We start from the raw sequence: 17635 nt of genomic DNA on the forward strand, positions 1-17635 counted from the left end.
ATCGTAGGCTACGCGGTGTGAAGGGGTCGCTGCTGGTCGCCGGGACGACTTCGGATGCGGGCAAGAGCGTTGTGACGACCGGGCTTTGCCGGCTGTTGGCCCGCCGCGGGGTTCGCGTTGCTCCGTTCAAGGCCCAGAACATGTCGAACAACTCGATGGTCGTTGCCGGCCCCGATGGTCGAGGCGCCGAGATCGGACGGGCCCAGTGGGTCCAGGCCGTTGCTGCCGGGGCCACGCCCGAAGTGGCGATGAACCCCGTCCTGCTCAAGCCGGGCAGTGATCGGCGCAGCCATGTCGTCGTCAACGGGCTCCCTGCTGGTTCCATCTCCTCGGCCGAGTTCGCAGGGTCGAGAGGATCGCTCGCGAAGGCGGCGTTCGCGGCATACGACGACTTGGTGAGCCGGTTCGAGGTGGTCATCTGCGAAGGCGCCGGAAGCCCCACCGAGATCAACCTGCGCGCGGACGACTACGTCAACCTCGGACTGGCGCGGCATGCCGACATTCCCGTGATCGTCGTCGGAGATATCGACCGAGGCGGGCTGTATGCCGCCCTCCACGGCACCGTGGCGCTCCTGCAGCCGGCCGACCAGCGACTCGTGGCCGGGTTCGTGGTCAACAAGTTCCGCGGCGACGAGACCCTGCTCGAACCGGCCAACCGCGAGATCGAACGCCTCACGGGTCGCGCGGTGCTCGGCGTGATCCCCTGGAGCCAAGAAGCGTGGCTGGACTCAGAAGACGGCCTCGACGTCGCCGGACGAGCCGCCGAGGCCGAGCACCCGCTGGTGGTCGCGGTCGTCCGGTTCCCACGTATCAGCAACTTCACCGACCTGGACGCGCTCGGACTGGAGCCCGACGTCGACGTCCGGTTCGCGTCCCGCCCCCAGGACCTCGCCGACGCCGACCTCGTGGTGCTCCCGGGGACCCGATCGACCATCGCGGACCTTTCCTGGCTGCGGCATCGCGGCCTCGACCGTGCCGTCGTGGCCCATGCCGCGGCAGGAAGGCCCGTGCTCGGCATCTGTGGCGGGTTCCAGATGCTTGGACGCGCGATCCATGACCCGGATGGTGTCGAGGGCCCGGCCGGGACGGTGGCCGAGGGCCTGGGGCTGCTGGACACCACGACCGCCTTCGCGCCCGAAAAGGTCCTGCGCCTGTCGCATGGAACGGCATTGGGTGCGCCAGTGTCCGGCTACGAGATCCACCACGGGGTCACCACCACCTGCGCGGAGGAGGAGTTCTTCGGCGGAGCCCGCCGCCAGCTCGTGCTCGGGACGATGGTGCACGGGAGCTTGGAGTCCGACGAGTTCCGGCACAAGCTCCTGGGCGAGGTTGCCGCGTCGGTGGGGCGCCCGTACGCCGCCAGTGGGGTCAGCTTCGGGGCCGCACGGCAGGCGCGGCTCGACCTCCTGGCTGACCTGGTCGAGGCGTGTGTCGACATGGATGCGATCGACGCACTCATCAACAACGGAGCACCGTCCGGGCTGCCGATGCTGCCACCCGGGGACTCGCGGTGACCGTCCTCCTGCTCGGCGGGACAGCCGAGGCGCGTGCGCTCGCAGAGCTGCTCATCAATGAAGGGGTCAGTGTGGTCTCCTCGCTCGCAGGGCGGGTGGCGAAGCCACGACTTCCGGTCGGAACGGTCCGTATCGGCGGATTCGGTGGCGTGCCAGGCCTGGCCGCCTATCTGCGGGACAACGCGATCTCGCTCGTGGTCGACGCGACGCACCCCTTCGCCGCGGGGATGAGTGCCAACGCCGTGGCCGCGACCCGTGCGACGGGTGTGCCGATGGTGAGGCTGGAGCGGCCGGGCTGGGGTGATGCCCCCGGGTCGGACAGCTGGTACTGGGTCGATGGACACGACGAAGCGGCCGCGACGACAGCCCGTCTGGGAGGACGGCCCTTCCTCACCGTCGGTCGGCAGGAGCTTCCCGCCTTCGCGGTGCCTCTCGTCGATCACCAAGCGCTCGTCCGAGTCGTCGACCGGCCGAGCCTCGAGCTGCCGCCCACCTGGACACTGCTGACCAGCCGCGGGCCCTACCGGGCGGAGTCAGAGCGAGAGCTCATGACCGGCCACGGGGTGGACGTGCTCGTGACGAAGGACTCGGGCGGCTCCTTCACCTGGCCGAAGATGCATGTCGCCGGTGAGCTCGGAATTCCGGTCGTCGTCGTCCGCCGGCACACCCTGACCGGTGAGGTGGAAACCGTCAGCGATCCCGACGACGCCGCGGCTTGGGTGCGAGCGCGGCGCTGACTGCCACTGCCAGGGCCATCCAGCCGACCGCCTCCGCTAGGCACACGGCGCGTGCGACGTCGGTGACGCGCGGCGGTGGTCCCGACCCGAGCTCACCCCGGTTCTCGACCTGGTCGCCATACACGTTCCGGCCACCCAGGGTGACCCCGAGCGCGCCGGCGAACGCTGCCTCAACCACACCTGCATTCGGGCTGGGGTGACCCGCAGCGTCGCGGCGCCAGCTCGTGACCGCGTCCACCGGACGGCCGCCCACGAGCGGGGCCAACAAACTGGCGAACACTCCTGACAGCCGCGCCGGTGCCATGTTGAGCAGGTCGTCGAGTCGAGCCGACGCCCAGCCGAACCGTTCGTACCGGGGGCTGTGATGTCCCACCATCGCGTCGAGGGTGTTGGCCGCCCGGTAGGCAAGCAGGCCAGGCACGCCGAACAGGGCGCCGGCGACCAACGGCCCCACGACCGCGTCAGAGGTATTCTCGGCGACGGACTCAACGGTGGCGCGAGCGATCTCGTCAGGACCCAGACCACTCGGGTCACGACCTACCAAGTGCGTCACCTGGAGGCGTGCCCGCTCGATCTCGCCCCCCTCGAGCAACCGGGAGACTGTCAACGCCTCACGCCCGAGCGACCGTCCCCCGAGCACGGTCCAAGCAGTCACCGCGACCGCGAGCGCTTGAGCGAGCGGACGCTCACGGGTGAGCCGCTCAGCCGCGACGCCAACTGCCGCGGCGGAGCCGACGAGAACCGTCGTGAAGACCGCGCCCTGGCGCCGGCGGTTGGCATACAGCTGATCCTCCAGAGCGGTGGCCACGCGACCGAAGCCAGCGACCGGGTGCCCACGGCGCGGATCGCCGAGGAGCCTGTCGACGAGGAATCCAGCGGCGAGTCCGAGTGCGCGGCTCTGGGCGGGAGTCATCGGCTCAAGCGAGGTCGGACAGCAGGGCGACCTCACGCAGGAGCAGAGCGGCGGATCGCACCAGTGGGACTGCGGCCACCGCGCCACTGCCCTCCCCGAGCCGCATGCCGAGGTCGAGCAGCGGGACAAGCCCGAGCTTGTCCAGTGCGATCGACTGTGCGGGTTCCGTCGAGCGGTGACCCGCCACGAACCATGTCGCTGCCCCGGGAGCCAGTTGGTCGGCCATCACCGCTGCTGCAACCGAGATGAGCCCGTCGAGCAGGACGGGGACACCCGCCGACGCTGCGCCGGCCATGTACCCGGCGGACGCCGCTATGTCGGCACTGCCCAGCGCCGCCAATGCGTCGACGGGATCGAGCGAGCGGGCGGATACCCGAGCCAGGGCTTGCGCGATGACGTCCGTCTTGCGGGCGAGACCGGCGTCGTCGACACCGGTCCCACGCCCGGTGACCTCGCAGGCAGGCAGTCCGTAGGCGTACCCGATGAGGGCCGCAGCCGGCGTCGTGTTGCCGATGCCCATGTCACCGCTGATCAGCAGCTGCGCACCGGCGGCGATCTCCTCGGCTGCGACGGCGAGGCCGACACCGATGGCCTGTTCGGCCTGCTCCCGAGTCAGCGCGTCCTCGAGGTGGATCGCGCCGCTGGACTGGCGCACCTTCAGTGCCGTGACGGAAGTGGGGAGGTCGCTGAGGTCCTCCGCGACACCGAGGTCCAGCACGCGAAGGTGCACGCCGTGCTGGCGGGCCAGGGCGGACACCGCAGCCTGGCCGGCGACGAAGCCCCGGACCATCCCGGCGGTGATGCTCTTGGGGTAGGCGGAGACGCCGTGGTCGCTGACGCCGTGGTCTCCCGCGAAGATCACGGCGCGGACGTGCTCGACCGGCTCGGGTGGCACCGTGCCCTGGGTGGCGGCGAGCCAGGCGCCGAGCTCGCCCAGCTGTCCGAGGGCGCCCGTCGGGGTCGCGAGCGCCCGCAGACGCGCCTTCGCCTCGTCCCACACGTCGGCGGGTGGGGGCGAGACCTGCCCAAGCGACAAGGTCACAGCGCCGTCGCCAGATCGCGCGGCGCCGGCGTGCCGGTCTGCTGCTCGTGGAGTCTGCCGACCAGCGCAGCCAGAACCACGCCCAGGACGGCCCACATCGTGCCCAGCGTCAGCAGGGACGCCCGGCGGAAGTACCACAGGGTGTCGGCCGGGAAGTCGCCGATCTCGTTGACGATCGGCATGACCAAGCCCGCCACCACCACGACGAGGAGGTATGCCGCGGTCGCGATCACCACGGACTGGAACCCTCCGCGGGTCTTCAGCAGGTGCTGGGCAAGTGCGACCGCAGCAATGGCTGCCATGATCGAGATGAGCATGAAGCCGAAGAACAGGCCGGTTCGTGAGCCGATGGTGTCCTCGTTGCCGACGGCTGGGGGAGTGGCGGGGTACTTGAGGAAGGGGACGAACGACACCGCGATGAAGCCGAGCAGCGAGACCAGCAGGGTCGAGGCGCGCGGAGAGAACTTGCCTATGCGGCCGATGAGGCTCGCGGCAACCAGCGCCACGAGGCCCCCGAGCGCGGTGCCGCCGGCGATGGTCCCGGTGGCCAGACCCCAGGTCTTCTGGTTGGTCCGGGAGATGACGGTGCCATCCTCCTCATGGGTGTGGCCGGCGGTTGTTTCGTCGTGTGTGTGGGCGGGGGGCGCTTCGGAGGCCGCGTGGGACTCTTCGACGGCGATCGCCGCGTCGACCTGGGTTTCGCCGACGAGGTTGCCGACGCAGAAGGCGGCAAGACCGGCGATGAAGCCTGCGAGGAGCCCGCGGATGAGGATGTTGCGTGCGGTCATGGCTGTGATCCGTTCAGCGTGGAGGGCACACCAACCACCGCCGACCTGGGGTGGTCGGGCGGCTGGTGAGGGCGTCAGGCCTCAGTGGCAGGGAAAGCCGAGCAGGTGGCGTCCGTCGTGGACCCACTCGTGGACGGCGTTTCCGGAGGAGATGTTGACGGCGCCCTGGTCCGCGCTGACGAAGAACAGCGTGATCAGCGCCAGAAGACCGAAGAAGAGCGCCCACGGGGCGATCTGCACCATCGGGATGGTGGGGATCGCGATCTCAGGTGTCGCGCGAACGGACTGACTCATGTGTGCCTCCTGTGGGATGACTGCGTCCCGTGCGATGGGCGATCCTCGGTGCCGGGTCTGGCTTCACACGCTCACAGGTCGGAGGCGGGTGTCACAGTAGCGCGACTGCGCCGGAATCTCGCCGGCTTCCTGCACCAGGATCTCGCACACCGTAGCAGCCACTGAGGTTTGCGGGTCAACGACCTTGCCCAGGCATCTCACCCTCCGACTGCAGGCTGACGACGTCGCCGATGACGGTGATGGCAGGGGGTTCGACGGCTGCTGCAGCGGCACGGGCAGCAATGTCGGCGACCGTCCCGGTCACGACCCGCTGCCGGGGTGTGGCACCGTCGGCGAGGACGGCGGCGGGGCAGTCCGCCGGCATGCCGGCGGCGACCAGGGCTGCGGTGATCTCGGGCAGGGTTCTCACTCCCATCAACACCACGAGCGTCGTCCCTGACCGGGCGAGCGCCGCGTAGTCGAGGGTGCATTCGGCGTGACCTGGCGGCACGTGCCCGGAGATGACGGTAAAGCCCTGGGAGAGACCACGGTGCGTGACGGGGATGCCGGCCAGCGCCGGCACGGCGGTCGCCGACGACACCCCTGGGATGACCTGCACTGGCACGCCGGCCTCGGCGCAGGCCAGCACCTCTTCGCCACCCCGGCCGAACACGAAGGCGTCGCCGCCCTTGAGCCGCACGACATTGCGACCCGCCAGTGCGTGCTCCACGAGGAGGCGGTTGATCTTCTCCTGCGGGGTGGCGCGTCCGTGCGGCTCCTTGCCGACATCGATGATCTCCGCGTCTCGCCGCACCCACTCGAGGATGCCGGAGGATACGAGCCGGTCCGCGAGGATCACGTCGGCGCGTTCGAGGGCGTCGCGGCCGGCGACCGTCATCAAGCCTGGGTCGCCGGGGCCGGCGCTCACCAAGGTCACGGTGGCCGGAGTCGGCATCGGTTCGCTGCTCATCGCGTGGCATTCTCCACGCTGAGGGCGAGGGCGCTCAGCAGGGCCCCGGTCGCGGCTGCGGGACGGACGGCGATCCGGACCCAGGAGTCGTCCAGCCCGGGGAAGGTGTCGCAGCGCCGGACAGCGAAACCACGGTTGCGCAGCTGCGCATGGGTGCCCGGTCGAACTCGCGCGAGCACGAAGGGGGCGTTGCCCGGCACGTGAGGTATGCCGAGCGCGTCCAGACCCTGGGTCAGGCGGGCTCGGTCGCGGGTCAGCGCGACCGCGCGCGCCGATCGCTCCTGCACAGCTCTGGTGCTGGTGGTGGCGATCATGGCCGCGGCCGCGCTGGTGGACACCGACCAGGGCGGCTGTTGGCGACGCATGTCGGCCAACAGGTGGGGGTCGCCCACCACATAGCCGGCGCGCACTCCCGGGATACCCCACAGCTTGGTGAGGCTGCGCACGACGACCAGGCCCCTTGCCGAGACACCGGCCAGGGAACCGGGCTCCTGCGGCAGTGCGTCCATGAAGGCCTCGTCGACGACGACGATGCGTCCTGGTCGCAGGAGCCCGCGAATCACTCTCTCGTCGTGCAGGACCCCGGTCGGGTTCGTGGGGTTGCCGACGACCACCAGGTCGGCGTCTTCAGGCACCACCTCAACGGGGATGTGGAAGTCCTTCTCGGGTGGGCAGAACACGCGGGTGGGGGACAGGCCGGCCGCGGTGAGCGCCACTTCCGGCTCGGTGAACTGGGGATGGATGACGGTCGGGTGACGCCAGGGCCGGGCGCGGGCGATGAGAGTGAACGCCTCTGCCGCCCCGGCGGTGGCCAGTACCTCGGCCGGCGGCCGGCGGTGGGCGAGGCTGATGGCGTGCTCCGCCTGGGCCGCGTCGGGGTACCGGCCCACGCTGGTGAGGCTGTCCGTCAACGCCGCCGTGAGCCACTCCGGGGGTTCGCCGGCATACACGTTCACGGCGAAGTCGGCCAGGTGGCCGGTGAGTTCTCGGTCACCGTGGTGGCGCAGCGGTTCGACCACCTGGGTCGGTGTCGACACGGGCCCTGCCGAGGTCGTGGACGACGGCGTCACCATGGTCGGGGCGAGTGCCGGGCTGGGTGCGAAGGAGCGGGCCGCGTCGGCAAGACGGGTGGCCAGGGCGGGGTGTCCGGCCCAGTGCACGTGGAGGTACGACGCCGACAGGGTGTCCGACCCGAAGCCGGCGGGTGCACCGTCGAGCAGGAATGCGGGCCGGGTGCCGGTCGCGGGTGTGACCGACGTGCGGTGGAACTCGTGTCCGCGGATGAGGGTTCCCGAGGGGCCGGTGAGCTGGTCGGCGGCGACCGCCGCGGTCCGGTAGCCCAAGGTCAGCCGGGGAGTCATGGCTGCGTCGGCGGCGAGGGCGCCGACCATGGGGCGCCCGTCGAGGCTGCGGCACAGGTAGAGCAACCCGGCACACTCGGCGACCGTCGGCACGCCGGAGGCCACCGCGTCGAGGATGGTGGCGCGGAGGCGGTGGTTGGCCGAGAGCTCGCCGGCATAGACCTCGGGGAAGCCTCCGCCCAGGTAGAGGGCACGGACCCCGGGCGGGAGGTCCTCGTCGGTGAGCGGGTCGACGGTGACCACCTCACACCCGGCTGCTCGCAGGAGTTCTTCGGTCTCGGTGTAGCGAAAGGTGAACGCCCTGCCGCCGGCAACGGCTACCAGTGGCCTGGAGGCGCCACTGGGCGCCACCTCGGCAGCTGCGCTCCATGGCTCGCCTTCGAGGTCCGGAGCCTCTCGGGCCACGTCGAGCAGCAGGTCGAGGTCGATGGTGGCCGCGATGCGCTCGGCCAGCAGGTCCAGCGTGGCAGCGGCCTCGGGACGCTCTGCGCTCGGGACGAGCCCGAGGTGACGCGACGGGGCAACGATGCCGTCGTCGCGCTGGAGCACTCCGAGCACGGGGAGACCATTGCCGGCGAGTGCGTCCAGCACCTCCCGGGCATGCCGCTTCGAGCCTGCCTTGTTGAGCACGACACCCGCGATCCGCACCGAGGGGTCGAAGGTTCGCATGCCGTGGACGACGGCGGCCACGGATCGGGAGGCTTGCGACACGTCGACGACCAGGACCACCGGCGAGCCGGTCAGGGCTGCCACGTGTGCGGTCGACGCGAAGCCAGCCCCACCGAGCTGGCCGTCGTACAGACCCATCACGCCTTCCACGATCGCGACGTCGGCACCGACGGCACCGTGAAGCAGCAGGGGGACGACGCGCTCCTCGCCGACAAGGAAGGGGTCGAGGTTGCGGCCTGCCCGACCTGTGGCCAGTTCGTGGTAGCCGGGGTCGATGTAGTCGGGACCGACCTTGTGTCCGCTGACGACGTACCCGCGACCGCGCAGTGCGGCCATGATCCCGGTCGCGATGGTCGTCTTGCCGTGTCCGGAGGCGGGTGCTGCGACCACGACGCGGGGCAGCTTCATGCGCCGGTCACCACTCGATCCCCTTCTGGCCCTTCTGCCCGCTCTCGAACGGGTGCTTGACCTGGGTCATGTCGGTGACGAGGTCTGCCAGCTCGACCAGGCGGGGATGCGCGCGCCGACCGGTCACGATCACGTGCTGGTGTCCGGGGCGTTCCGCGAGCGTCGTCAGCACGTCGTCCAGGTCGACCCACCCCCACTCGATCAGGTAGGTGAACTCGTCAAGGACGTAGAGGTCGTGCCGCTCGTCAGCCAGTCGACGCTTGACTTCGGCCCACCCCTCGGCTGCTGCGGCGGCGTGGTCGTCTTCGGTGCCTTCCTTGCGGGACCAGGACCAGCCGGCGCCCATCTTGTGCCACTCCACCGGGCCGCCCTCGCCGGTCTCCTCGTGCAATGCGCCGAGACGCTCCAGAACGGTCTGCTCGCCGATCCGCCACTTGGCGGACTTCACGAACTGGAACACCCCGATGTCCCAGCCCTGGTTCCAACCCCGAAGGGCTAGCCCGAAGGCACCGGTTGACTTCCCCTTGCCGTTGCCGGTGTTGACGACGAGCAAGGGTCGGTTGCGACGCTGTCTGGTGGTGAGCCCGTCATCGGGGAGCGCCGGCACTATTCCCTTCGCCATCAGGCCGCTCCTCCTGCGACTGCGCGGGTCCCGGCGCGTGCAACCGCGGTCAGTGCTGCGGCATCGACCTCGTCCACCGGTAGGTGGATTGCGCCCAGCAACTCGGCCAGACGCCTGGCCTGGCCCATCCGGAACCGGCCGCTCTCGCAGTCAACGACCACGGACGACAAGCCGGTGCTGCCGAGCTCGGCCGCGGCGCGATGGGCGCGGCCCATGGCGTCCGGCCCGTGGGTTGCCCGACCGTCGGTGACCACCACCAGCAGTGGCCGGCGGCGCGGATCGCGGATCCGCTCGACCCTGACCACGTCTGTTGCCTTCAGGAGCGCCTCGGCCAGCGGGGTCCGCCCGCCGGCCGACAGGTCGCGCAGCCGAGCCACGGCGATCTCGACCGAGCCGGTCGGGGGCAGGGCCAGCTCGGCCCGCTCTGCGCGGAACGTCACGAGCCCCACCTTGTCGCGTCGTTGGTAGGCGTCGGTGAGCAGGGAGAGGATCGCCGTCTTCACGGCGGTCATCCGCCGGCGGGCGGCCATCGAACCGGAGGCATCGACGCAGAACAGCACCAGGTTCGACTCGTGACCCTCCTTGACCGCGATCCGCAGGTCGTCCGGGCGCAGGAGGAGACGGCCGTCACGGCGGCCGCGGGCTGCTTGGGCCGGCGCCGCGGCGCGGATGGTCTCGAGCAGATGCAACGTGCCGGTGTTCTCGGTAGGACGCGTGGCACCGATCCTGCGGCCAGTCTCGGTGATCGCTCGTGACCGACGTCCCGACTGTCCGACTCCGACTCCTTTGGCCGTGAGCAGTCGGGGGCGGTAGGTCTCACCCGTGGGCGCTGTCGTGGCGGATGCGCCACCCGTCGGTGCCTGGCTGTGCGCGTCAGCCCGCTCTGGGGCGTCGGCAGGTTCGCGGGGTTGGTCAGGGGCTGTCTTGCCGGCCTCGGGAGTCCCATCGGGAGTCCGATCGGGATCAGACCCCGGCTCGGGGTCCGGCCCCTGATCGGGTTCGGGCTCAGTGCCCGGGCCTGGGTTCGGATCGGGGTCCGGGTCCGGGTCGGGGTCCGGATCGGGGTCGCTGTCGGGGTCGTCGAGCAGCTGGTCGAGCAGTTCCTCATCGATGCCGGGAGCGTCGAACGGATTGCGTCGCCGACGATGCGGCAACGCGAACCGGGCGGCCACCTTGATGTCCGCGGCCTCGATCCCCGTCCGGCCCTCCCACGCGGCGTGCGCCGCGGCCGCGCGAGCGGTCACGATGTCAGCACGCATGCCATCCACTTCGAAGGCGGCACAGATCTCGGCGATCCGGAGCAGGGTCGCATCGTCGAGCACGACGGCCGGGAGCAGCGCTCGTGCCTTGACGATGCGCTCGCGCAACTGCTGCTCGTCGTCGGCGAACCGGGCGTCGAAGGCGACCGGGTCGGCGTCGAAGGCGAGTCGGCGACGCACCACCTCGGCACGCAGGTCCGGCTGCCGCGCCGCCGCCACCTGAACGGTCAGGCCGAACCGGTCGAGCAGCTGCGGGCGTAGTTCGCCTTCCTCGGGGTTCATGGTGCCGATGAGGACGAAGCGGGCGGCGTGCTCGACCGAGACACCGTCTCGCTCGACGGAGACCCGGCCGGTCGCGGCGGCGTCCAACAGCACGTCGACGAGGTGGTCGTGCAGCAGGTTGACCTCGTCGACATACAGGATCCCGCGATGCGCACGTGCGAGGAGGCCCGGCTCGAACTCGGCGACACCGTCGGCGAGGGCGCGCTGCAGGTGCAACGAACCGAGCACTCGGTCCTCTGTGGCGCCCACGGGCAGCTCCACGAGCCGCACCGGACGGGACTGGATCGTGGCGTCCGCGTCGAAGGGTGCGTCGGGGGACAGCGGCGCAGGGTCGGCAGGGTCGGAGGAGAACCGGTCGCCTGCGACGACGTCGATCTCCGGGAGCACGGCCGCGAGCGCACGGACCGCGGTGGTCTTGGCCGTTCCCTTCTCACCCCGCACCAGGACTCCACCGATCTCGGGCGAGATCGCGGCAAGGAGCAGGCCGAGGACAAGGTCGTCGGAGCCGACGACGGCGGACAACGGAAAGTGAGTGGGATGCTGTGGTGGCATTGGGGGCTCCCGCGCTCTGTGCCAGCGATGCGCCGAACGCGGTTGCGTCCGTAGCCCAGGCGCCGAGGCCGGTCTTCGGACTTCCCGGAAGATGTTCCGGGTCACCGCAGCGGGCCCTGTGCCGGATTCTCACCGGCTTCCCGATTCTCCCTGACCGCAGAACTGTGACGTCCAGCAGCTTGGGCACCTCGGGCCTGGAGCACCGGAGTCTAGGGCCTGGCTCGCGAGACGGTCACTGCGCGTGGTGGCGTAGCGTGACCTGCCGTGACCCTCGCACCACGCCGTCCGCGATTGCCCCGTCAGTGCGGGAGCCTGGGGTGCTGAAGGTGCAGGTGGTGGGCATCGGCGCCGACGGCTGGGCGGGGATGGGCGAACCGGCACGGAACCTGGTCCAGACAGCCACCGTCGTGCTGGGCGGTCAACGGCACCTGGAGCTCCTGCCGGACGTCCCGGGTCAGCGCCGGGTCCCTTGGCCCACACCGCTGCGCGAGGGACTGCCCGGCTTGGTCGCCACACTCGACGGCACCGTCGTGGCCCTCGCGTCAGGCGACCCCCTGCTCTCCGGCGTCGGTTCCACCTTCGTGGAGGTGCTCGGTGCAGAGGCGGTCACGGTCATCCCGGCCGTGTCCTCGGTTGCGCTGGCCCGAGCTCAGATGGGGTGGGCTGCCGAAACCACCGAGGTCCTTCGAGATGCGGGCACGCTGGTGCGCCACCTTGCCCCCGGCCGGCGGATCCTGCTGCTGTCCAGCGACGGGTCGACGCCCGCCAGCGTCGCGGAGATGCTTAGGCACCAAGGGTTCGGCGCGAGCCAGCTCACGGTGCTGGCGAACCTCGGCGCCGACGACGAGTCCACGCACAGCACCACGGCCGAGGAGTGGGCCGGTGAGGCCCCACCACTGCACGTGCTCGCCATAGAGTGCGCCGGCTCCACGACGCTCGGCCTGCTCGCCGGCCTGCCGGATGAGGCGTTCGAGCACGACGGCCAGCTCACCAAGCGTGACCTTCGCGCCAGCGCGCTGGCGCGGCTCGCCCCGCAGCCCGGCCAGCTCCTCTGGGACGTCGGCGCTGGTGCGGGTTCGGTGGCCATCGAGTGGCTGCGGGCCCACAGGACATGCCAAGCCCTCGCAGTCGAGCGGTCGGCGGAGCGGGCCGAACGCATCGCGCGCAACAGCGTGAGCCTCGGCGTCCCCAGCCTGCGCGTCGTGGTGGGGAGCGCACCAGAGGCACTGGCTGGTCTTCCTACCCCGGACGCCGTGTTCGTTGGTGGTGGGGCCACGACGCCAGGGCTGCTCGAAGCGTGCTGGTCGTCGCTCGCACCGGGAGGGCGGCTGGTCATCCACGGGGTCACGATGGAGACGGAGGCCCTTCTCGGGCAGTGGTATGCCGGTCGCCGCGGTGAGCTCGTGCGGCTCTCGGTCGAACACGCGTCGCCGCTCGGTGACTTCACCGGGTGGACACCGGCCCGCACGGTCACGCAGTGGGCTGGGAGGAAGTCGTGACCGTCCACTTCGTGGGCGCCGGCCCGGGCGCGGCCGACCTGCTCACCCTCCGTGCCGTCGCGCTGCTGGGCGACGCGGATGTTTGCCTCTACCCCGGCACCTACCTCGACGAAGCGGTCCTCGGGCACTGTCGACCCGATACACGGTTGGTCGACACCCAAGACCTCGACCTGGACCAGATCGCCACCGAGCTCGTCACGGCAGACCGGGCCGGCAAGTCCGTGGTGCGGCTGTGCTCTGGTGACCCGTCGATCTACTCCGCCCTGCACGAACAGACCCGCCGACTCGACGCGGCAGGCGTGCCGTGGGATGTGACACCCGGTGTCCCTGCCTACGCTGCCGCTGCCGCGCGCGTGGGTGTCGAGCTGACCGTGCCCGAGGTGGCGCAGTCGGTGGTGCTGACCCGGATGCGGATGCGGTCGACCGCGATGCCGCCGGGTGAGGCACTGGCGGCATTCGCCGCCACTGGGGCGACGCTGGTGCTGCACCTCGCGATCACCCAGACGCGAGCGCTCGCGCAGGAGCTCGCCTGCTCCTACGGTGCCGACTGCCCAGTGGTGGTTGTGGCGAACGCCTCGCAACCCCGCGAGCTCGTGCTTCGGGGGACGCTGGCCGACATTGCCGACCAGGTCGAGGAGGCGGGCCTGCGGCAGGCGGCGGTCATCCTCGTCGGACCGGTCCTGGGAGCGCGGGTTGAGGGGACCGGGTCGTACCTCTACGACCCGGCGCGTGATCGCGCCGGCAAGGGTCAGCCCTCGACGTAGCGTGGTGTCCACACCCGCCCTGAGCCGGTGACCCGCGTCCCGCTTGCACCGATGATGAGCAGGCAGCGCATGTCGATCTGGTCCGGGTCGAGGTCGGCCAACGTCGTCACCGTGAGCGACTCGTTAGGCCGGCCCACGTCCCGCCCCACGACGACCACGGTGTCCGGGCTGCGGTGCTCGACGAGGATCCGTCGCAGCTCCCCGACCTGGGTGGTGCGTGAGCGTGAAGCGGGGTTGTAGACCGCCATCACCAGATCGGCCTCGGCGACCGCGCGAACGCGATGCTCCACGACGGACCACGGCTTGAGCCGGTCCGACAGGCTGAGCACCGCGAAGTCCGCCCCGATCGGCGCGCCCGCCCGAGCGGCCACCGCCTGCACGGCGCTCACCCCCGGCACGACCCGGATCGGCACCGAAGCGAAGGCGGCGTCTTCGGCCGCCTCGAACACCGCCGACGCCATACCGAACACACCCGCGTCGCCGCCGGACACCACGGCGACCCGCTCACCTCGCATGGCCAGGTCGAGGGCGAACCGGGCGCGGTCGACCTCGACGGTGTTTCCGGAAGCGTGGCGCTGCAGCCCGACTCGTTGTGGGACACGGTCGACGTATGGCGCGTAGCCGACGACATGGTCCACTTCACCCAGGAGCCGCTCGGCCTCGGGCGTGAGCCAGTCGCCCGGGCCAGGTCCCAGGCCCACCACGAGCAGCTCGCGACCCTCGTGGTGGGTCTCGACGTCGGAGTCGTCGGCACGTCCGGGCTGCGGGTCGTCATAGCGGCGCCGGCCACGGTGGTCGTCGCCGGGCACCACGATGAGGGAGAAGTACGGCACCGTGTCCGGATCGACCTCGGCGGCCGGGAGCCAGCGCTCCTGGGACATCGAGGCGCGTTCGACATACCAGGCATCGGCCAGCCGCCCGGCCTCCTCCAACGCGGCGCGCACGTCGCGAAACGTTCGACCGAGCTTCATGATGATCGCAGCATCGGTATCGGCGAGCCGACGCGCGAGCTCGGGGCGGGGAAGGGTGCCCTGCAGGACCGTCAGGACGTCGCTCTGCCTTGCCAGAGGTCGCTGCAGTGCCGCGGTCGCCGCGGTGAAGGCGGGTACGCCGGGTACCACCTGCGTCTCGAACCGGTCGGACAGGCGGTCGTGCAGGTACATGTACGAGCCGTAGAGGAACGGGTCGCCCTCGGCGAGGACGACGACGTCACGCCCGGCGACGAGATGAGCGCTGAGTCGTCGCGCGCACCCCTCGTAGAAGTCCGCCATGGCCCCTGCGTAGCCGCCGGGGTGGTCGGTCACCCCGGTCGTGACGGGGTACTCCAGCACCTCCTCGACGACACCCTCCGGCAGGTAGGGCTCAGCGATCCGGCGCGCGTTGGAGCGTCTGCGCGGACCCTGGTGATAGGCGACGACGTCGGCGGCGCCGATCAACCGGACTGCCTTGACGGTGACCAGCTCTGGGTCACCGGGCCCGAGTCCGACGCCGAACAGACGCCCGAATCCGTGGTCGGACGCGGTCACTCGCGCTCCTGAGCCAGGGCATTCAAGGCTGCCGCGGCGATGGCCGAACCGCCGCGGCGCCCACGCAGGGTGAGGAACGGGATGTCCAGGCCGTGGTCCCGCGCCAGCGCGGCCAGCGCCTCCTTCGCCTCGATGGCGCCGACGAAGCCGACGGGGACTCCCACGATCGCGGCGGGCCGTGGGCCTCCGTCGAGGAGCATCTCCAGCAGGTGGAACAGTGCGGTCGGTGCGTTGCCTACCGCGACCACGGCGCCCTCGAGCCGGTCGCCCCAGAGGGAGACGGCCGCTGCCGACCGCGTCGTCCCCCACTGCTGCGCGAGATGGGGCACACGGTCGTCCCGCAGCAGGCAGATGATGTCGTTGCCGGCCGGTAGCCGAGAACGCGTCACACCCGACGCGACCATGTGGGCGTCGGTGATGACCGGGGCACCCGAGGCCAAAGCCGAGCGTGCAGCGCTCACCAGGCCCTCATGCACGATGAGGTCTCGGGCCAGGTCGGGCTGGCCAGTGGCGTGGATCATTCGTACGGCGACCGACTCGGCGTCGGCCGGAAGATGGGTCAGGACTGACTCGCGGCGGATCGTTGCGAACGACTCGAGGTAGATGGCGGCGCCGTCCCGCTCGTAGTCGTAGCGGCGGGTCGGAGGGGCGGGGGTCATGGGGCCTCCAGGTCGGGGATGACGACGCTGCGCCATGGAGTGATGACCACTTCGTCTGACGCATGGGCGAGCAGCCCTTCGGCCACGTCACGTGTGATCATGCCGTCTGGCACGGGTGCGACGAACAGGGCCCTGTGGTCGTCCTGGCCGTGCCACCCCGGAGTCACTGGGCCGGCGACGACGGTGGTGCGGGGGTCGCGTGGCCCTTCGGTCAACAGGCGGCTGGCGGGCGACAGCTCGTCGACGTGCCACGACGCAGTCGGGCCTGCACCGCGTACCTGCCTGAAGCTGCGCGCAAGGTCGACCAGTGCGGGCACGGCCCCCTGCACCGGCACCACCGGCCCCCACTGGCTGCTGCCGACCCGGACCTGGACCTCGGCCTTGCTCACGGCCACGAGCCCGAGGTCGAGCGGTCGGTCCAGGACGTCGCCGCGGCCGTCGTCGAGCACGAAGAGGAATCGGCCACCGAGGTCGGCCAGGTCGGGATCGGCGCACAGGGCCCGGTCCAGACCCTCGACCACCGGACGCAGGTCGACCCGCCCGCCGATCCGGCCGCTGAGTGGGGAGCACAGGATGTTGCGCACGAGCTCGTGGGTGTCGCTGGGCAGCAGCCCTGCGGCACGCAGCGCATCCACCAGCCCAGGGGGGACCGAACGGCCGGACGCCGCGATGCCACGCAGCTGCAGGTTGGCCCGCTTGGTGAGCAGCACCGTGCCATCACCCCACACCTCGGCCGCTGTCACGAGGGAGCGCAGGGCTGCTGCGGGCAACCGCCCGCCTGGCAGGCGCAGCCGCACGATGGCGCCGTCCTCTGCCAGCCAGGGCCGGAACACGCCGGGGCAGCGGTCCGGATGGGTGCGGCTCGTCACCGGCACATGGTGTCATCCGCCACCAGGTCATCGGTGGCGTGGTCGGGCACTGCCATCATTGGAGCGATGCCTTCCGACGACGCGACCCCGGCTCCAGGCAGCGGCCCGGCCGTCGACGTGTTGGCCACCCTCGGGCCGTTCTTCCAGGTCGAGCGCGTCGACGGCGGAGACTGGCGACCGCTGCGGGATCTCGTCACGGGTCTGGCCCTGGGGGAACGGGTTGCCCACGTGGGCGCCACTCTCGGTCGGCTTGCGGGCGCCGACGTCGAGCCGAGGGTGGCTGCCTCCACCCTTTCCCTCGGCCTCTTCGCGCGGGTCCTGTCACCGGCGTTGGGTGGTGTCGCACTCGGCATACCCCTGCCTCGCCCCACCCTGGACGACGCGTACTGGAAGCCCGTCGCAGCCGGGCCCTGGCCACTCGCGCTCAGTGGTGCCGCGACGACGCCGGACCTCACCCGTCTGGTCGCCGACGTCGTCGAGCCCTTGGTCGAGGCCATGGCGGACGGCTACGCGCTCTCGCGACAGGTGCTGTGGGGCAACGCCGCCTCGGCGCTCTTCGGTGGCGCACGCATGCTCGGTGTCGCGCGGCCGGAGCTGGCCGCACGCGCCGAGGCCGAGGCCGCCGCCCTGCTCGCCGGCCCCTTGGCCGGAACGGGCGGACTCGACGACGGTTTCGTCCGGTCCTCGTGCTGTCTGTACTACCGGATCCCTGGCGGCGGCTACTGCGGCGACTGTGTCCTCGCCCACCGTCCGAGTGTTCCCGCGCCTCGCTAGGCTGTGCGCAACGTCCGCCGGCTGCGGGCTCAGGAACTCCGGTGTGACTCCGGGGCGGTTCCGCCACTGTAAGCCGATGCGCGACCCACTCGGGCACGGCGAGCCAGACACTGACTGCGGCCGACTCCCACCATCCGGGGCGAGAACCCCGAGG

At 71.0% G+C, this 17635-nt stretch carries 16 protein-coding genes and 2 riboswitches; of the genes, 5 read left to right on the forward strand and 11 right to left on the reverse strand.

The window, feature by feature from the left end:
* Positions 1–17 precede the first annotated feature (17 nt).
* Together ACXJKD_RS13505 and ACXJKD_RS13510 are read left to right on the forward strand one after the other, a co-directional pair.
* Positions 18–1514 carry a cobyric acid synthase gene (locus ACXJKD_RS13505; protein ID WP_457255128.1) on the forward strand — a complete coding sequence of 499 codons (1497 nt, stop codon included), beginning with the start codon at positions 18–20 and terminating at the stop codon, positions 1512–1514.
* A complete protein-coding gene (locus ACXJKD_RS13510) occupies positions 1511–2251 on the forward strand; it encodes a cobalt-precorrin-6A reductase (RefSeq protein ID WP_457255129.1) in 741 nt (246 codons plus the stop codon). The genes ACXJKD_RS13505 and ACXJKD_RS13510 overlap by 4 nt, the downstream gene beginning before the upstream one ends.
* Here the strand turns inward: ACXJKD_RS13510 and ACXJKD_RS13515 are convergent.
* The 8 genes from ACXJKD_RS13515 to ACXJKD_RS13550 all read right to left on the reverse strand — a co-directional run bounded on the left by ACXJKD_RS13515 (position 2205) and on the right by ACXJKD_RS13550 (position 11360).
* Positions 2205–3164, reverse strand: a complete 960-nt coding sequence (locus tag ACXJKD_RS13515; protein ID WP_457255130.1) for a cobalamin biosynthesis protein — start codon at positions 3162–3164, stop codon at positions 2205–2207. The two genes, ACXJKD_RS13510 and ACXJKD_RS13515, sit on opposite strands and share 47 nt — an antisense overlap.
* Before the next feature lie 4 nt (positions 3165–3168).
* Positions 3169–4206 carry a nicotinate-nucleotide--dimethylbenzimidazole phosphoribosyltransferase gene (gene cobT, locus ACXJKD_RS13520; RefSeq protein ID WP_457255131.1) on the reverse strand — a complete coding sequence of 346 codons (1038 nt, stop codon included), beginning with the start codon at positions 4204–4206 and terminating at the stop codon, positions 3169–3171.
* Positions 4203–4994: a CbtA family protein gene (locus tag ACXJKD_RS13525; protein ID WP_457255133.1), complete on the reverse strand. Its 792-nt coding sequence runs from the start codon at positions 4992–4994 to the stop codon at positions 4203–4205. The genes cobT and ACXJKD_RS13525 overlap by 4 nt, the downstream gene beginning before the upstream one ends.
* Positions 4995–5075: 81 nt before the next feature.
* Complete coding sequence (locus ACXJKD_RS13530) at positions 5076–5288, reverse strand: CbtB domain-containing protein (protein ID WP_457255134.1); 213 nt, start codon at positions 5286–5288, stop codon at positions 5076–5078.
* 175 nt (positions 5289–5463) lie between these two features.
* On the reverse strand, positions 5464–6237 hold the full coding sequence (gene cobA, locus ACXJKD_RS13535) for a uroporphyrinogen-III C-methyltransferase (protein ID WP_457255135.1): 774 nt from the start codon (positions 6235–6237) through the stop codon (positions 5464–5466).
* Complete coding sequence (locus ACXJKD_RS13540; protein ID WP_457255136.1) at positions 6234–8675, reverse strand: cobyrinate a,c-diamide synthase; 2442 nt, start codon at positions 8673–8675, stop codon at positions 6234–6236. The genes cobA and ACXJKD_RS13540 overlap by 4 nt, the downstream gene beginning before the upstream one ends.
* Positions 8676–8682: 7 nt before the next feature.
* A complete protein-coding gene (gene cobO / locus ACXJKD_RS13545) occupies positions 8683–9297 on the reverse strand; it encodes a cob(I)yrinic acid a,c-diamide adenosyltransferase (protein ID WP_457255137.1) in 615 nt (204 codons plus the stop codon).
* A complete protein-coding gene (locus ACXJKD_RS13550; RefSeq protein ID WP_457255138.1) occupies positions 9297–11360 on the reverse strand; it encodes a magnesium chelatase subunit D family protein in 2064 nt (687 codons plus the stop codon). Before ACXJKD_RS13550 ends, cobO begins: the two co-directional genes overlap by 1 nt.
* Positions 11361–11439: 79 nt before the next feature.
* A riboswitch (cobalamin riboswitch) is annotated at positions 11440–11596 on the reverse strand.
* Between the two features lie 111 nt (positions 11597–11707).
* Here ACXJKD_RS13550 and cbiE point away from each other — a divergent pair.
* Positions 11708–12889, forward strand: coding sequence for a precorrin-6y C5,15-methyltransferase (decarboxylating) subunit CbiE (gene cbiE / locus ACXJKD_RS13555; protein ID WP_457255139.1), 1182 nt, complete (start codon positions 11708–11710; stop codon positions 12887–12889).
* Positions 12886–13653, forward strand: coding sequence for a cobalt-precorrin-4/precorrin-4 C(11)-methyltransferase (locus ACXJKD_RS13560; RefSeq protein ID WP_457255140.1), 768 nt, complete (start codon positions 12886–12888; stop codon positions 13651–13653). The genes cbiE and ACXJKD_RS13560 overlap by 4 nt, the downstream gene beginning before the upstream one ends.
* Here the strand turns inward: ACXJKD_RS13560 and ACXJKD_RS13565 are convergent.
* From ACXJKD_RS13565 to ACXJKD_RS13575, 3 genes are read right to left on the reverse strand one after another with little or no spacing between them, the layout of a single operon-like run.
* Positions 13638–15179: a precorrin-2 C(20)-methyltransferase gene (locus ACXJKD_RS13565; RefSeq protein ID WP_457255141.1), complete on the reverse strand. Its 1542-nt coding sequence runs from the start codon at positions 15177–15179 to the stop codon at positions 13638–13640. The two genes, ACXJKD_RS13560 and ACXJKD_RS13565, sit on opposite strands and share 16 nt — an antisense overlap.
* Positions 15176–15838, reverse strand: a complete 663-nt coding sequence (locus ACXJKD_RS13570) for a precorrin-8X methylmutase (protein WP_457255142.1) — start codon at positions 15836–15838, stop codon at positions 15176–15178. Before ACXJKD_RS13570 ends, ACXJKD_RS13565 begins: the two co-directional genes overlap by 4 nt.
* A complete protein-coding gene (locus ACXJKD_RS13575; RefSeq protein WP_457255143.1) occupies positions 15835–16707 on the reverse strand; it encodes a precorrin-3B synthase in 873 nt (290 codons plus the stop codon). The genes ACXJKD_RS13570 and ACXJKD_RS13575 overlap by 4 nt, the downstream gene beginning before the upstream one ends.
* Positions 16708–16773: 66 nt before the next feature.
* Between ACXJKD_RS13575 and ACXJKD_RS13580 the strand changes: the two genes are divergently transcribed.
* Entirely contained in the window at positions 16774–17481 is a 708-nt protein-coding gene (locus tag ACXJKD_RS13580; RefSeq protein WP_457255144.1) for a (2Fe-2S)-binding protein, read from the forward strand.
* Positions 17482–17488: 7 nt separating this feature from the next.
* A riboswitch (cobalamin riboswitch) is annotated at positions 17489–17614 on the forward strand.
* Positions 17615–17635 lie beyond the last annotated feature (21 nt).

This window comes from Pedococcus sp. P5_B7, from assembly GCF_054049895.1.

Excerpts from the sequence above, each read along its gene's own strand:
- ACXJKD_RS13515 (WP_457255130.1), bottom strand. The coding sequence starts at position 3,164 with ATGACTCCCGCCCAGAGCCGCGCACTCGGACTCGCCGCTGGATTCCTC.
- ACXJKD_RS13525 (WP_457255133.1), bottom strand. The coding sequence starts at position 4,994 with ATGACCGCACGCAACATCCTCATCCGCGGGCTCCTCGCAGGCTTCATC.
- ACXJKD_RS13530 (WP_457255134.1), bottom strand. The coding sequence starts at position 5,288 with ATGAGTCAGTCCGTTCGCGCGACACCTGAGATCGCGATCCCCACCATC.
- cobA (WP_457255135.1), bottom strand. The coding sequence starts at position 6,237 with ATGAGCAGCGAACCGATGCCGACTCCGGCCACCGTGACCTTGGTGAGC.
- ACXJKD_RS13540 (WP_457255136.1), bottom strand. The coding sequence starts at position 8,675 with ATGAAGCTGCCCCGCGTCGTGGTCGCAGCACCCGCCTCCGGACACGGC.
- cobO (WP_457255137.1), bottom strand. The coding sequence starts at position 9,297 with ATGGCGAAGGGAATAGTGCCGGCGCTCCCCGATGACGGGCTCACCACC.
- ACXJKD_RS13570 (WP_457255142.1), bottom strand. The coding sequence starts at position 15,838 with ATGACCCCCGCCCCTCCGACCCGCCGCTACGACTACGAGCGGGACGGC.
- ACXJKD_RS13580 (WP_457255144.1), top strand. The coding sequence starts at position 16,774 with ATGCCTTCCGACGACGCGACCCCGGCTCCAGGCAGCGGCCCGGCCGTC.